Annotated in this window: 14 protein-coding genes; 7 read left to right on the forward strand and 7 right to left on the reverse strand. The window is 70.6% G+C overall.

Annotated features, from left to right (window positions below; all coding sequences use genetic code 11):
• Window positions 1-87: 87 nt before the first annotated feature.
• A complete protein-coding gene (locus ACIBSW_RS26170) occupies window positions 88-681 on the forward strand; it encodes a TetR/AcrR family transcriptional regulator (protein ID WP_354718034.1) in 594 nt (197 codons plus the stop codon).
• Here ACIBSW_RS26170 and ACIBSW_RS26175 read toward each other — a convergent pair.
• Complete coding sequence (locus tag ACIBSW_RS26175) at window positions 678-2,111, reverse strand: glycoside hydrolase family 76 protein (RefSeq protein ID WP_354718032.1); 1,434 nt, start codon at window positions 2,109-2,111, stop codon at window positions 678-680. The genes ACIBSW_RS26170 and ACIBSW_RS26175 overlap by 4 nt on opposite strands.
• Before the next feature lie 130 nt (window positions 2,112-2,241).
• On the opposite strand from ACIBSW_RS26175, the gene ACIBSW_RS26180 reads away from it, so the two are divergent.
• Window positions 2,242-2,811, forward strand: a complete 570-nt coding sequence (locus ACIBSW_RS26180; protein WP_354718030.1) for a hypothetical protein — start codon at window positions 2,242-2,244, stop codon at window positions 2,809-2,811.
• Window positions 2,812-2,815: 4 nt separating this feature from the next.
• Here ACIBSW_RS26180 and ACIBSW_RS26185 read toward each other — a convergent pair whose 3' ends face one another.
• Window positions 2,816-4,378: a GGDEF domain-containing protein gene (locus ACIBSW_RS26185; protein ID WP_354718028.1), complete on the reverse strand. Its 1,563-nt coding sequence runs from the start codon at window positions 4,376-4,378 to the stop codon at window positions 2,816-2,818.
• 110 nt (window positions 4,379-4,488) lie between these two features.
• Here ACIBSW_RS26185 and ACIBSW_RS26190 point away from each other — a divergent pair, with 110 nt between their 5' ends.
• Entirely contained in the window at window positions 4,489-5,418 is a 930-nt protein-coding gene (locus tag ACIBSW_RS26190; protein WP_354718026.1) for a DUF1996 domain-containing protein, read from the forward strand.
• Here the strand turns inward: ACIBSW_RS26190 and ACIBSW_RS26195 are convergent.
• Complete coding sequence (locus ACIBSW_RS26195) at window positions 5,412-6,188, reverse strand: hypothetical protein (protein WP_354718024.1); 777 nt, start codon at window positions 6,186-6,188, stop codon at window positions 5,412-5,414. The two genes, ACIBSW_RS26190 and ACIBSW_RS26195, sit on opposite strands and share 7 nt — an antisense overlap.
• A 201-nt stretch (window positions 6,189-6,389) precedes the next feature.
• Between ACIBSW_RS26195 and ACIBSW_RS26200 the strand changes: the two genes are divergently transcribed.
• Window positions 6,390-6,941 (forward strand): sigma-70 family RNA polymerase sigma factor, encoded by a 552-nt coding sequence (locus ACIBSW_RS26200; protein WP_354718023.1) that lies wholly within the window; start codon window positions 6,390-6,392, stop codon window positions 6,939-6,941.
• Window positions 6,938-7,639 carry a zf-HC2 domain-containing protein gene (locus tag ACIBSW_RS26205; RefSeq protein WP_354718021.1) on the forward strand — a complete coding sequence of 234 codons (702 nt, stop codon included), beginning with the start codon at window positions 6,938-6,940 and terminating at the stop codon, window positions 7,637-7,639. The genes ACIBSW_RS26200 and ACIBSW_RS26205 overlap by 4 nt, the downstream gene beginning before the upstream one ends.
• Before the next feature lie 21 nt (window positions 7,640-7,660).
• Here ACIBSW_RS26205 and ACIBSW_RS26210 read toward each other — a convergent pair whose 3' ends face one another.
• The gene (locus ACIBSW_RS26210; RefSeq protein ID WP_354718019.1) at window positions 7,661-8,377 is read right to left on the reverse strand and encodes a TetR/AcrR family transcriptional regulator; all 717 of its coding nucleotides are present in this window, start codon (window positions 8,375-8,377) and stop codon (window positions 7,661-7,663) included.
• An 83-nt stretch (window positions 8,378-8,460) separates the two neighbouring features.
• Here ACIBSW_RS26210 and ACIBSW_RS26215 point away from each other — a divergent pair, with 83 nt between their 5' ends.
• A complete protein-coding gene (locus ACIBSW_RS26215; RefSeq protein ID WP_354718017.1) occupies window positions 8,461-10,119 on the forward strand; it encodes an MFS transporter in 1,659 nt (552 codons plus the stop codon).
• Between the two features lie 44 nt (window positions 10,120-10,163).
• Here ACIBSW_RS26215 and ACIBSW_RS26220 read toward each other — a convergent pair whose 3' ends face one another.
• The 3 genes from ACIBSW_RS26220 to ACIBSW_RS26230 form a co-directional block, all read right to left on the reverse strand.
• A complete protein-coding gene (locus ACIBSW_RS26220; protein WP_354718016.1) occupies window positions 10,164-10,589 on the reverse strand; it encodes a rhodanese-like domain-containing protein in 426 nt (141 codons plus the stop codon).
• Window positions 10,586-11,059: a cysteine dioxygenase family protein gene (locus tag ACIBSW_RS26225; protein WP_354718012.1), complete on the reverse strand. Its 474-nt coding sequence runs from the start codon at window positions 11,057-11,059 to the stop codon at window positions 10,586-10,588. Before ACIBSW_RS26225 ends, ACIBSW_RS26220 begins: the two co-directional genes overlap by 4 nt.
• Before the next feature lie 297 nt (window positions 11,060-11,356).
• Entirely contained in the window at window positions 11,357-12,349 is a 993-nt protein-coding gene (locus ACIBSW_RS26230) for a magnesium transporter CorA family protein (RefSeq protein ID WP_354718010.1), read from the reverse strand.
• A gap of 341 nt (window positions 12,350-12,690) precedes the next feature.
• Between ACIBSW_RS26230 and ACIBSW_RS26235 the strand changes: the two genes are divergently transcribed.
• Window positions 12,691-13,776 (forward strand): neprosin family prolyl endopeptidase, encoded by a 1,086-nt coding sequence (locus ACIBSW_RS26235; RefSeq protein ID WP_354718009.1) that lies wholly within the window; start codon window positions 12,691-12,693, stop codon window positions 13,774-13,776.
• The last annotated feature ends 97 nt before the right edge of the window (window positions 13,777-13,873 follow it).

Here is a 13,873-nt window from a genome sequence, read left to right on the forward strand (position 1 = left end):
ATGGAACGGGAACGTATCGACGCTGGCCCGAAACTATCCGACCAAGCGCCGGAACGCAACCGTTGCGTCCTGGCGTATAGTGAGACCGTGGCAACAGCGAAACGTGCACCCGCCGGAGCGGCGGTGCTCCGCGGGGACATCACCGCGGCCATTCGGAATGCCGTCATGAACGAGCTGGCCGAGGTCGGCTACGGGCGGCTCTCCATCGAGGCGGTCGCCCGCCGCGCGGGTGTCGGCAAGACGGCAATCTACCGCCGATGGAGCAACAAGCTCGAGATGGTTCTCGAGATCGTCTCCGCGGTAGCGGAGCGTAGCGTACCGATGCCCGACACCGGAAGCTTCGCGGGCGATCTGCAACTGCTGATGTTCATCGTCAGCAAGGCGCTCGGGCACCGCATCGCGTCGCAGATCATCCCCGACCTGATGGCCGAGGCGGCCCGCAACCCGAAGATCGCCGAGACGCTGCAGGGTGCGCTGCGCACCCACCAGCAGGCCGTCGGCGAGAAGATCGTCGGCCAGGCCGTCGCCCGCGGCGAACTGCCCGCGGGCACCGACACCGACCTGGCCGTCGACCTGATGCTCGGGCCGCTGTACTGGCGGCTCGCGGTCGCCCGGACCCCCATCGACGACGACTACCTGGAGAAGCTCGGCGTCGCCGTCCTGGCCGCCCTGCGCGGCTAAGGCGCCGCGTTCAGCAGATCCAGCGCGCTGTGCTGGCAGGAGTGGTTCGTGCTGACGTACGGGCCGGCCCAGTGGCTGCCGTACGCGTCGAAGCCGGTCCGGTCCCTGGCGTACGCGGAATCGGCCTGGCGCCGCAGGTAGGCGTCGTACGGGCGGCCGACCGCGGCGTTGAGCACGCCGAGCCCGCGGACGAACGCGCCCTTGAACGAGACGCCGTCCCCGGCGCACTGGTCGGGCTCGTTGGGTTCGCGCAGGATGCCGCCGCTGTTGAGGTAGGTGCTCGTGGTGGCCGCGTCGCCGACCCGGCGGGCGACGGCCAGCGCGTCCGCGTCCCCGGTCAGCCGGTTGAGCTGGACCAGCGCGTTGATCAGCACGCCCTGGTTGTAGGTCCAGGTGACGTCGCCGTTGTTGCGGCAGGTGCTGAGGTTGACGCCGTCGTTGACCAGGTTCGAGCTGTTGATCATCCCGGTGGTCTGGAACCAGGCCCAGCCGGCCTGGGCGCGCCCGCGGTAGACGGCGTCGCCGGCGATCCGCTGGGACAGGGCCGCGTTGAGCTGGATGTAGAGGCTGTTCGAGATGGCGTTCTTGACGGTCCGGTCGGTGCGCCAGTAGACGCCGCCACCGCAGCGGGTGTCCCAGTAGCCGAACATGTGGTCCGCGTCGGCCCGGGCGGTGTTCAGGTAGCGGCTGTCGCCGGTCCGGTCGTACGCGGCCACCCAGGCCAGCCCCCACCAGCCGGTGTCGTCGAGGTACTCGTTGCGGAACTGCCCCTGCCGCGCGTTGATCTGCTTGTCGTAGGTCGCGGCGATCGCGTAGTCGTAGCTGTGCATGCCGCTGATCCGGCTGTTGTCGATCAGGGCGGTGAGCGCGTTGGCCCCGGTCCACCAGCCGTTGGTGTCGAACAGGGCTGTGCCCCGGTCGAAGCGCATCATCAGGGCGGTGGCCGCGGCGGTGCGCCGGTCCCAGGCGTTCCAGGTGCTCCGCGCCCAGCCGGTGCAGGTGAGCTCGGGGCGGTCGCCGGCCTTGCCGCAGGCGCGCAGCACGCCGACGCCGCGGGTGCCCCAGTCGTCGACGTTGAACATGCCGGTGCGCCACCCGCCGGCGCCGGCGGGAACGGTCGAGAAGCCGATCCGGCTGTCGCCCTGCCAGGTGCGGCCGCCGTCGAAGGAGCGGTCCAGCCACACCTCGTCGCCGGGTTGGCCGTTCTCGACGGTCGCCCAGATCATCGCGTCGGTGTCGTTGACGTGGACCTTGAACGAGCGGCCGTACAGGATGCTGCTGGTCGCGACGCGGTCGCCGGGGGAGAGGGCGGGGTCGCGGCCGTCGCAGTACCGGTTGCAGACGGTGGCCGCGCGGGCCGGCGCCGCGGCCTGGGCCTGGAGCAGTGCGGTGGCGGCGACCGTGGCGGCCGCGATCCATTTCGTGCGCATGGGGGATACCTCCGTGCCGGGGATGCACTCGGTATCTGTTAATAAAGTACACATATTCTTAACAGTCAATGGCTGGCGCGCCATCTGTCAGACACCTAAGGCGCGCCCGATCCGGGCCGAAGGTGGGTGCATGCGGTACAAGAAGGCCCTGCTCCCGCTGCTGTCACTGCCGATCGCGCTCGGCGGGTGCGGCCTGCTCGGCCTGGGCTCGGCCGGTACGCAGGCGGTGTCCGCGACGCCGACGCCCGGCGAGACCTGGATGGTCGTCGCCGAGGGCAGCGCGACGCCGAGCCCGAAGCCGTCGTTCACCGGAACGCGGCCGCCCGCGCTGCCGCCCGTGTCGTTCCTGCCGGTCGACACGCAGTGCCCCAAGGACTACCGGATGGTCCGGGAGGGCCAGGCGCTGATCCCGCTCGAGGTGGTGCCCGGGCCCGGCCGCCTGACCGTGAGCTGGCCGCGGCAGTACGCGTCCGATTACCGGATCACCGCCGTCAAGCAGCCGCTGATCGGCGGCAACCAGCCGGACTACACCTGGCAGAGCGTCCCGCCCGCCACCAGCTGCAAGGTCACCGCCACGATCACCGGGCTCAAGAAGGGCACGCCGTACGTCGTGTGGCTGGACGCACCGAACACCGGCTACCTGCGCGACGGCACGCGGCACCCGTACAGCGGTAGTTCGGGCGTGGTCTTCCCGGGCTGAGCGGTCAGGCCGCGGTGGTGTTGCGGCCGCTCCACTTGGCCGCGTACAGGCGGCCGTCGGCGGCCCGGAACAGGGCGTCGCCGGTCATGCCGGGCGACCAGGCGGCCACCCCGACGCTCACCGTCAGCCGGGCCTCCGGCAGGACGTTCGCCACCGCGACCGCGGAGCGGATGCGCTCGGCCACGTCGCGCCCCGCCGCCCGGTCGCCGCGGAGGAAGATCACGAACTCGTCGCCCGCGTAGCGGACCGCCTCGTCGCCCGCGCGGCAGTGTGCCCGCAGTATCGCCGCCACCGCGCGCAGGGCGCGGTCGCCCGCGCTGTGCGAGTGCGCGTCGTTCACCGCCTTGAAGTGGTCCAGGTCGATCAGGAGCAGGGTCAGCGGCCCGCGGTCAGCGCGGCGGTCCACCTCGCCGATCAGCAGGTCGAACTTGCGGCGATTGCCCAGGCCGGTCAGCGGGTCCAGCAGTACCTCGCGCTCGGCCCGGGCGTGTGCCGCCTCGATCTCCTCGCGCTGTGCCGCCTGGCGCAGCATCGCCAGTCGCTGCAGCCGCAGCCGCCACAGCTCGCGCACCTGCCCCTCGACCGTCTCGAACAGGTCCCGGCTGGGCTGGCCGTCGTCGAGTTCGAGTGCCGTCAGCGCGAGCTCGAAGCGGATGATCGGCCGCTCGTCCGGGCGGCAGCCGTGCTCGCTCAGCTCGCGGGCGGCGATGAACTCGCGGCGCGACTCGTGCGGCAACCCGTGCGCGCGCAGGCTGATGCCCAGCGCCAGGTGCGCCATCCGGGCGTACTGGTAGGTCTCGCCGCGGCGGAGCGGCATGATCGCCTCCCGGGCGAGCTTCTCCGCCACCGTGGTCTCGCCGAGCTTGGCCAGCGCCAGCGCGTGCGCGGCCGTGGCGTTGGCGTCCGGCCGCTGATCCAGCCGGCGGCCGGTGATCTCCGCGCTGCGGCGCAGCCGGCTGCGTGCCTCCTCGGTCCGGCCGACGTGCGCCAGGCGCAGTCCCCAGTAGAGCAGCGTCACCGCGTGTACCAGGTCGAACGACGACGCCGTGCGGTTCGGCGCGGCGACCTCGGACAGCTGGTCGTAGGCGGTCGCGGCGATCTCGTACATCTCCGCGGCGGTCGCGGCCTCGGCGAACGAGCACATCGCCGAGCGGTACCGGTCACCGCCGGCCGGGCCCGAGCTCAGCATGACCCCGGCCCGGGCGAGGTTGCGCATGCAGTCCACGTAGTGCCCGCGCAGCAGGTGCAGCTGGGCCAGGTCGCAGAGGGTCTTGGCCTCGTTCAGCAGGGTTCCCGCGGTGTGCAGGAGCTCCTCGCCGAGGATCGTGGCCTCGCCGATCCGGCCCATCGCGAGCAGGGCGTACATCTTGGACTGGGTGAGGAAGCGGACCGACCTGAGGTCGCCGACGGCGCGGGCGATGACCAGGTACGCGTCGGCCGCCGCGATCGCCTGCTGTGGCCGGCCGTCCTCCGCCATCCCGTGTACCCGCTGGACCAGCAGGTGCAGCGGGCCGAACGCGGTGACCGGCACCGGTAGCCGGTCGTGCGCCGAGATCCAGTCCGCCATGACCCAAGTATCGGCCGTTTACCACGCAAGTAAATGTGCACGGCCAACCAGCCTGCACTGTTGTCCAGTTGAGATACACAGTGCAATGCCCTGAGTGCGTATGGTTACTTATGGCTTACGTCGGGTCGGGTCGGCGCAGGGCCGCCTCGCTGGCCCTCGCGGTCGAGGTCCTGCTCGCCGGCCTGGCCCTCGGCGCCGGACTGGCACGCCGCGACTCGCTCGGGCCCGACTACGTCCGCATCGAGGACGTCGCCGCGACCCGGTCGGCCGACGTCGGCGCGGGCTCGTACACCTGGGACTGCGGGCGCAACGAGGTCGGGCATCGCAACACCGCCAACGTCGTCGTGACGCCCGGCCGGGCCGGGCCGGCGCACCACGTGCACGACTACATCGGGAACCTGTCCGTCGACGTCGGCTCTACCGTCAGGTCGCTGGCCGGAGGCGGCACCACCTGCGGAAACGGCGACGAGTCCAGCTACTACTGGCCGGTGCTGCGCACCGCCCGCGCCGGCGACGGGCCGCACGGGGGCGCGGTGCAGGTGCCCGTCTCGCTCACCCTGACGTACTACGGCAACGCGCGCGGTCCGGTGGTGGAGATGCCGCGGCTGCTCCGCGGTGCCGTCGGCGACGCGTACGCCTTCACCAACGGCGGCGCCCGGGCCGCACCGGTCTGGAGCTGTTCCGGTAGCCCGGACCGGTGGTCGGCGCGGTACGTGATCTGCCCGGACGCCGAGCGGGTGCTGCGGGTCTTCGACTTCCCCAGCTGCTGGGACGGCCGCCGGGCCGACAGCAGCGACCACCGCCGGCACCTGGTGTTCCCGGCGCCGGGCGGTGGCTGTCCGATCTCGACCTTCGCGGTGCCCCGGCTGCGGATCGTCGCCGCGTACGACATCGCGAAGGGCACCCGGTACCGGATCGACTCGTTCGAGGGGCAGCGGCACAGTCCGCTCACCGATCACGCGTTCCTCGTCAATCTGATGCCGAGTGCCCTGATGCGCGAGATTGTGCGCTGCTTGAACGCCGGGCGGGTCTGTCAGTAGCCGTTGCCGGCCGGGGCCTCGTCGGCGGGTGCCTCGTCGGCCGGGGCGTCGTCGCTGCCGCCCGTGCCGCCGGCGGACTCGGGCAGGTTCCCGGTCTTTCCGCCCTTCGGGTTGATCGCGAACCAGGTGCCGCCGACGCCTTGGCCCAGGATGTCGCCGGGCTTGGCGTCCTTGGCGAAGAAGTAGACCGGCCAGCCGTTGATCGTGACCTGGCAGGTGCCGTCGGCGCGCTCGACGTACCCGATGATCTTGGGGTTGATGCCCTTGGGGAAGATCTTGCCGGGCGACTTGATCAGGAGCGGCGGCCAGGCCTTGGCGCAGTCGCCGTTGCAGGTCGCCTTCGGTGGATCCGCGGAGTCCTCGTCGAAGCGGTAGAGCGTGCGGCCGGCGCCGTCGGCGACGTAGGTGCCGATCACCGCGTTCTCGGCGGTCTGCAGCTCGACGGTCTTGCTGCCCTTGCGGATGCTGGACGGCGGCGTGATGTCCTTGTCCGACTCGCCGCTGAAGATCTTCACCCACTTCTGGGTCTTCGCGACCGTCGGCTCGGGGATCGGCTGCGCCGGCGCGTCGGGGGCCTCCTCGGCCGCGAGCTGCTCGGTCTCGACGGCCGGCGCGGGCGGCGCGCTCGGGTCGGCGGTGGGGTCGGCGGGCGCGTCATCCTCCGCGGCCACGTAGCTGACCGCGGTCCGTACCCCCGTGCCCCCGCACGCGGTGAGGCCAAGTGCGCTGGTCAGGGCCACTGCGGCTAGTGCGATTCGGCTGCGCTTCATGATTCCCCCTGAATGTGAGCGCGTACGCCACCCACACGGGTATCGATCCGATCCGGTTCAGCGGAGAAAATGTTTGAACCGTTTTCGCCGCGACCACGTGTGAGTGGAGTCAGACCGACGAAACGGGGGTCGAGGGTGGCCGGGCAAGCGCTCCGTCCGGCCAGCCTCGGCATGAAATCCGCCGTCACCGGGGGGTAAGAGATGCCGGGGTTAAGGCTCCAACGTCGCCGGGAGGTGGCCGATGAGGCGCTGGTCAGGTCCTTGTTCTACGAACACGGGGCGGCGATGCTCGCCTATGCGACGCAGCTGACCCGGGACCGGGCCGCCGCCGAGGACGTGGTCCAGGAGGCGCTGGTACGTGCCTGGCGACATCCGGACAGCCTGGTGAACGGCAAGGGTTCGGTGCGTGGCTGGCTGCTCACGGTGGTCCGCAACATCGTCACCGACCAGGTCCGGGCCCGTAAGGCCCGGGCGACCGAGGTCCGGGAGAGCCCGATCGAGGCCGCGGTCGAGGGTGACCACGCCGAGCAGGTGGTCAACTCGATGGTGGTGGTCGACGCGCTCAGCCGGCTCTCCGCCGAGCACCGTGAGGTCCTCGAGCAGGTCTACCTGCTCGGCAGCACGGTCGCGGAAGCGGCCAAGACGCTGGGCATCTCGCCCGGGACGGTCAAGTCGCGCTCCTTCTACGCCCTACGGGCATTACGCGAGCTCCGGTCGCTGAGCGCAGCCGGAACGGAACGGTCTGCCTCATGAAGACTAATCACGAGGACCTCGCCGGCTACCTGACGAAGTCACTGGACGCGGAGCAGTTGCGGCGGTTCGAGGAGCACCTCGCCGGCTGCGCCGAGTGCCGGGCCGAGGCGGAATCTTTGCAGGAGTGGACCATGGCGCTCGAGGCAGTGCCCGAGGCGATGCTGCTTGACGGGCCGCCCGAGGGCGGTGACCTGCTGTTGCAGCGCACGCTGCGGCAGATCCGGGACGAGTCCGCCGGGAGGCGGCATCGGCAATCCGCGCTCGTAGGCGCGGCCGCGGCCGTCGTGGTCGCCGCCGCGATCGCCTCGGGTGTCGTGCTCGGCCGCTCGACGGCCGATCCGGCGAACCCGATCCCGCAGCCGCCGGTCGCGATGGAGCCGACGACGATTCCCGGCACGAAGACCGCGACCGCCCTCGACCCGGACACCGGGGCGCGAATCACCGTTGCGGTGGCGCCGGCGCCCGGCTGGGTGCGGATCAAGGCCGCGGTCGTCGGCATCCCGGCCGGCGAGCGGTGCCGGCTCGAGGTCGTCGCCGCGGACGGCAAGTCGGTCCTGGCGGGCAGCTGGGTGGTCTCCGAGAAGGGCGCGGACGAGGGCACCACCCTGGACGGCAGCGCGCTCGTGCCGCCGGACCAGGTCGCGTCGGTCCGGGTCGTCACCGAGACCGGCAAGCAGTACACCAGCGTCAACGTCTGAGCTGAGCCCGGTGCCTCTCCGTTACGGCAGGTACCGGGCCAGGCCGTCGACCAGCATGTCCAGGCCGAACTCGAAGCGCTGGTCGCCGTCGCCCGAGGTCAGGGTCGTGGCGTGCGCGCGGATGTTCGGGAAGCGGTCCGCCGGCAGGTCGCCGTAGAAGTCCCGGAGCTGGGTGACGAAGCCCTCGAAGTACTCCCGGGTCTCCAGGCCCGGCCGCATGTTCTCCATGTGCAGCGAGTTCTCGTAGGCGTCCGCGACGATGTACAGGAACAGCCGGTCCAGCGACCAGGCCGCCACCTGCGGCGGCATGCCGGCGGACAGCATGATCGCCAGCATCGCCTCGGAGACCCGCAGCGCGTTCGGCCCGGTCGGCACGGTGGCCAGCGCGGCGCGGGCGAGGTTGTTGTACCTGCTCATCACCGCGTGGCTGTCGCGGGCCATCTCCTTGATCTGCTCCTGCCAGCGGGCCGGCTCCGGCTCGGGCGTGTGCACCTCGCCGCAGATCCGGTCGAACATCAGCTGGAGCAGCTCCTCCTTGTTGGCCACGTGCGCGTAGAGGCTGGACGCGCCGGTGTCGAAGGCGGCGGCGACCCGGCGCATGCTCACCGCGTCGATGCCCTCCGCCATGACGATCCGCAGGCCCGCGTCGACGATCTGGTCCTGTGACAGCGGGGCCTTGGCGGCGCGGGGGCGCTTGGCGACGGCGCGGCGCCAGGGGGGAAGTGGGATTTCGCTCATCGGCGTACAGCGTACTTGACTCGAACGGTGTTCGTCGGTAGAACAGTGTTCGACGTTATGAACATTGTTCCGGGGGAGATCTGATGCAAGCCGTGCTGGAGAAGCCGTCCGAGACCGCGTACCGGTGGCGGTGGGTCGCGCTCTTCGTGATCCTCGCCGTCGAGGTCATGGACCTGCTCGACTCGCTGGTCACCACGATCGCCGGGCCGGTGATCCGCGCGGAGCTGGGCGGCTCGCTGAGCCTGATCCAGTGGCTCGGCGCGGTCTACACCCTGTCGATGGCGATCGGCCTGCTGACCGGCGGGCGGCTCGGCGACATCTACGGCCGGCGCCGGATGTTCATCATCGGCGCCGCCGGCTTCACCGTTGCCTCGCTGCTCTGCGCCCTGGCCTGGTCGCCGGGCGTGCTGATCGGCGCCCGCGCGGTGCAGGGCCTGTTCGGCGCGCTGATGCTTCCGCAGGGCCTCGGCATGATCAAGCAGATGTTCTCGCCGTCGGAGCAGGCGAAGGCGTTCGGCGCGTTCGGCCCGGTGATGGGCCTCGGCGCGGTCGGCGGCCCGATCCTGGCCGGCTGGCTGGTCGACGCCGACTACTTCGGCACCGGCTGGCGCATGATCTTCCTCATCAACCTGCCGCTCGGCATCTTCGCCGTGATCGGCGCGGTCAAGTTCCTGCCCGAGTTCCGCAGCGAGCGCACGCCCCGGCTCGACCTGGTCGGCGTGGCGCTGGCGGCCGTCGGCGCGTTCCTGCTGCTCTTCCCGCTCGTGCAGGGTCGCGAGCTGGACTGGCCGGCCTGGGTCTTCGTGATGCTGGCGCTGGGCGTGATGCTCTTCGGGATCTTCGGGGTCTACGAGTCGCGCCGCGAGCGCCGCGGCCTCGACCCGCTGGTGACGCCCAGCCTGTTCCGCAAGCGGGCCTTCACCGGCGGGCTGCTGCTCGGCCTGTTCTTCTTCGCCGCGCTGATCGGCACCGGCCTGATCTTCACGCTCTACCTGCAGGTCGGCCTCGGCTACTCACCGCTCAAGGCGGGCCTCACCACGCTGCCGCAGGCCCTCGGCACGGTGGCCGGCTTCATCGCGGCCGGCGCCGGGCTCAGCGAGCGGCTCGGCCGCCGGCTGCTGCTGATCGGCACGGTCATCATGGGCCTCGGCACGGTCGGGGTCGCCGTGACCATCCGGGCGGCGGGCGGCGACATGACGCCGTGGCACCTGATCCCCGCGCTCGTCGCGCTCGGCGTCGGCATGGGCCTGGCGATGGCGCCGTTCTTCAACATCGTGCTGGCCGGCGTCGACGACGAGGAGACCGGCTCGGCGTCCGGGGCGCTCACCTCGGTGCAGCAGCTCGGCGGCGCGTTCGGCATCGCCGTGCTGGGCACGATCTTCTTCGCGCTGCTGCCCGGCGCGGTCGGCGACCACGTGGACGCGGCGGGCCTGCGGCCGGCCCTGACCGCGGCCTCGGTCCCGGCGCAGGCGCAGCCGGCGGTGGTCAGCGGGATCCGCACCTGCCTGGAGGACCGCGCGGCGCAGGACGACCCGGCCGCCCAGCCGGCGTCGTGCCGCGGCGTCGAGCAGGGCGGCGGATCCTCGCCGGCCGTCGGTGCCTACGTGCAGGAGGCGGTGCACGCCGGCTTCCGGGACGCGACGGTGGGTGGTCTCGCCGTCGCGCTGCTGCTGCTGGTGGCCGCGTTCGGGCTGGCCTTCCTGCTGCCGCGGCACGGGCGCCCGGAGGGCGAGGGCCACTGACGCGACGGACGGGCGGCGGCGCGCCGCCGCCCCGCCGGTCCGGTTCAGACGGTCGGCAGGCCCGCCGCCTGCCAGGCCTTGAAGCCGCCCTCGAGGTCCGTCGCCCGCAGCAGGCCGAGATCCTGCAGCGCCGCCGCGGCCAGGCTGCTCGTGTACCCCTCCTGGCAGGTCACGACCATCTCTAGGTCGTAGCGGGTGAACGACAGCCGCGCGTCGCTGCGCGGGTCGAGCCGCCACTCGAGGACGTTGCGCTCGATGACGATGGCGCCGGGGATCTCGCCGTGCTCCGCCCGCTGGGCCGCCGGGCGGATGTCCACCAGCACCGCGCCGCGGCCGACGGCCCGGTACGTCTCGTGCGGCCCGAGCCGCACGATCCGGGCTCGGGCGCCGGCCAGCAGCTCCTCGATGCCCCGCGAACCCCGCGGCGGTGCGGCGAAGACCGGCGCGGCGCGCAGCGGCGCCGGGTTCACCACTGGGCACCCGCCCGCTCGACGGCGATGACGTCCAGGCCGGCGGCGCCGATCCGGTAACGGGTCATGCTGCTCAGCGCGGGTCCGTACGCGTGGATGCTGATCGCCGGCCGGTTCGAGCAGTTGGTGATCCGGTGGATGTGCCGGGTGCCGAAGCGGCGGCCGGCGCCCTCGCCCAGCTCCCGGGCGGTGATCCGGGGCGGTTCGCCGGGGCCGGTCTCGACCGTGTCCTCGGTCAGCGTGCCGGAGTAGACGTGGAACGCCCCGGCCGAGCCGCCGTGGTCGTGCAGGTCGGTGCCCTGCCCGGGCAGCCAGGTCAGCAGCCAGACCTCGTGGTCGTGCTCTTGCGCGAGCCGGTGGTACCAGCGCTCGACCGCGTTGAAGTGGGGCGTGGCCGACCAGCTGGCCGGGTCGGCGGCGTATCGGATGGCGGTGGCGAGATGGTCGAGGCGGGTGTCGACGGCGGTCACTACTGCTCCTCGCTTTGTATATATTGCCTATCAGTCCTATAGGTTTACCCCCACAGTACGGCCCAGGCCGGGCGACGCGCGGAGGGAACCTCGAAACCGGCGCTCAGGCCGGCGGAACTACCCGAAGGGTGTGCGGAAAGCGCAGATCAGCGCGGACAGCGCGCGCTGGCGCAGCGCGCCAGGTCGATCGCCCGGCGGGCCGTGAGGGGGATCCGCTGCCGCTGCATGGGCCCATCGTCGTCGGGGTTCGTGGGCAAATCAAACCTGTACCAACATGCGGGAATGAAGATCCTGTGGTCACCACCAGCCGCGGCGCTTTGCCCACGTGAGCAGCAAAGTGGACATGATCGCCATTACCGTCAGCACCGCCAGCAATTGGGGCAATCGCGTGTGTTCGTTGACGATGATGTTCATGCCGTAAACGGAGGAGAGTGCGGTGATCGGCAGCGTCACGACCGCGATCACCGCGAGGCGTTCCGCGGCAATGGTCATTTTCGTCTCCGCCCGGGCGCGATAGAACTCGATCACGCCTTGCAGATATTCGCGCTCGCCGTCGGCCAGGGCGCGGATCCGGGTGAATTGATCAACAACATCGGTCACCAGTGGAAGATCATTTATCGGCACCCCTTTGCCGAGGGCCGCGATCCGGCCGTATACCTCGGCGCCGAGCGCGCCCATCGTGCGGACGGCGAGCAGTCCGTGCCGCGCCTGGAACAGTTCCTCAAGGAACTCCTCCGGGTTGCCCATGTGGCCGCCGGTCACCCGCTGCTCCAACTGCCAGACCTCGCGGGTCAGCTCCTCGATGTGCGTCTCGAGGGTGTGCGCCAGGGCCGTGGTGATCGCGTAGGGCAGCTCGTGCGGCGTGCTCGGCCGCAGCCGCCCGGCCTCGAGGCGGCGCCGCACCGCCTCGGTCTCCCGGAGCGCGACCCCGGGGTCGACCGAGGGGTTGAGCGGCCCGTGCACGGTCACGACGTATTTGTCGCCGATTATCTGATCGAGCTCGATGTAGTGGACATGGCCGGATGGTCCGCGTTCCGGCCCGTGCAGTATCACCAGTTGCTGATGCGGGTAGACGCGCACGCGCGGCACCCGGTTGCGTTGCAGGCAGTCGCGCACGGCCAGCGGGTGGCAGTCGAGGACGTCGGTGAGGAGCGTGACGGCCTCGTCGCCGCACTCCGGAATGTCCACCCAGATCAGTGCCGCGTCGCGCGCCAGCAAGTCCTCGACGGCGGACATCGGGTGTGTTTCGACGCCCTTGTCCGTCAGCAGCAGAACCCGGATGGCGCCCATGTGAGTCACGCTAGACCCGAAAGAGCCTCACGGTGGTTAGCCTCTTTCTTAACTATGGGAAAAATTACTCCCCACAGCTACTGTCTGAACACGCACGGTCGACCACTTTGGTCAATGAACCACCGGATCGGCCGGGGGACTCAGCCGATCAGGCGGAAAGGCCGCTCGACCCGCGCGGACGGTATTCAGAACGTTATATGGTCCCTTCTGCCGCTGAGAGCCGGCGTCGGGGCGTTCCCGCGCCCACCGCCGTCGAGCCCCCGATGAACGAGGACGGACACGTGTCGAACTCAAGCCGCGGTTTGCTCGCCGCCGGTCTAGTCGCAGCCGTAGTTGGCTCCATGGGGATCGTCTGGACCCTGAACGCCAGCGCCGAAGAGGCGCCCGAGGTCGAGATCCCGGCCGCGGCAACGGACGTGGTCGCCGAGGAGCCGGTTTTCGTGCCGCCACCGCTGCTGCCCTGGGGCGAGCGCCCCCGCAAGAACAAGCGTGGCAAGACCGGCGCGAGCGGCGCCGAGCTCGCGGCCTCCGGTGCGGACGCCGCGCCCCCGGCCGCGAGCGACCTGCTCAAGTCGAGGCCCGAGTTGGCGGCGAAGGGGGACATCCCCAACCCGAAGGTGCTCAAGACGGGGAAGACGGCGGCCGAGCCGGCCCCGCCAGCCCCGCCGACCTCGGCCAAGGCCGGCCCCAATGACCACACCTTCAACTACGCCGGCGCGTTCCAGTACGCGGATAACGACGGCTCCTGGGCGAACCTGGTCATCCCAAGGCCGCAGCGGCACAAACTCGACGACCACACGCTCGCGGAGATATCGGTGGAGGCCGGCCCCGACAACAACAAGCAGAGAGTCGAGGTGGGCTGGACCGTCGACGAACATCTCAACGGGGACGAGGACCCGCACCTCTTCGTCTACTACTGGGTTGACGGCAAGAACGGTTGTTACAACTACAAGCTCGACCCCAACAACCCCAAGAAGAACTGCATCGCCTTCCAGGAGATCCCAGGTGCTACCAAACCGGGCTACACGTTGCCGGTCGGCAAGTCGATGCGCTTCGGCATCGAGCACTTCGGCGGGGCCTGGTGGGTCGCGTACGGCTCCGAGTGGATCGGCTTCTACCCCGACTCCGTCTGGAAGGGCAACTACACCAGGAGCAACCTCGTCCAGTGGTTCGGCGAGGTCGCGTCCCCCCTCGGAAAGCCGCCCTGCTCCCAAATGGGCAACGGTGAGGTGCCCAGCAACGGCGATCCCGACAACAACGTGCCGGCCAAGGGCGGCCGCATTGGCAGCATCTCGTTCACCAACGGGCCGGCCGTCGCGTTCTCATTCCTGGATGACGAAAAGACGACGCGCCTCTACAGTGTAGTGCGCTCGACTGACAGGGCGTTCCGCTACGGTGGCCCGCAGCCGGAGGACTCGGAGTGCTAGCCAGCGGCCTGAGCATGCCTTGATCGCATACCGAAAAGACGCCCGGCCCGGTCGCGGGTCCGGGCGTCTTTTCGCGCCCTGCCGATTCGAACCAGCC

The organism is Actinoplanes sp. NPDC049668 (genome assembly GCF_044465445.1).
GTDB lineage: Bacteria > Actinomycetota > Actinomycetes > Mycobacteriales > Micromonosporaceae > Actinoplanes.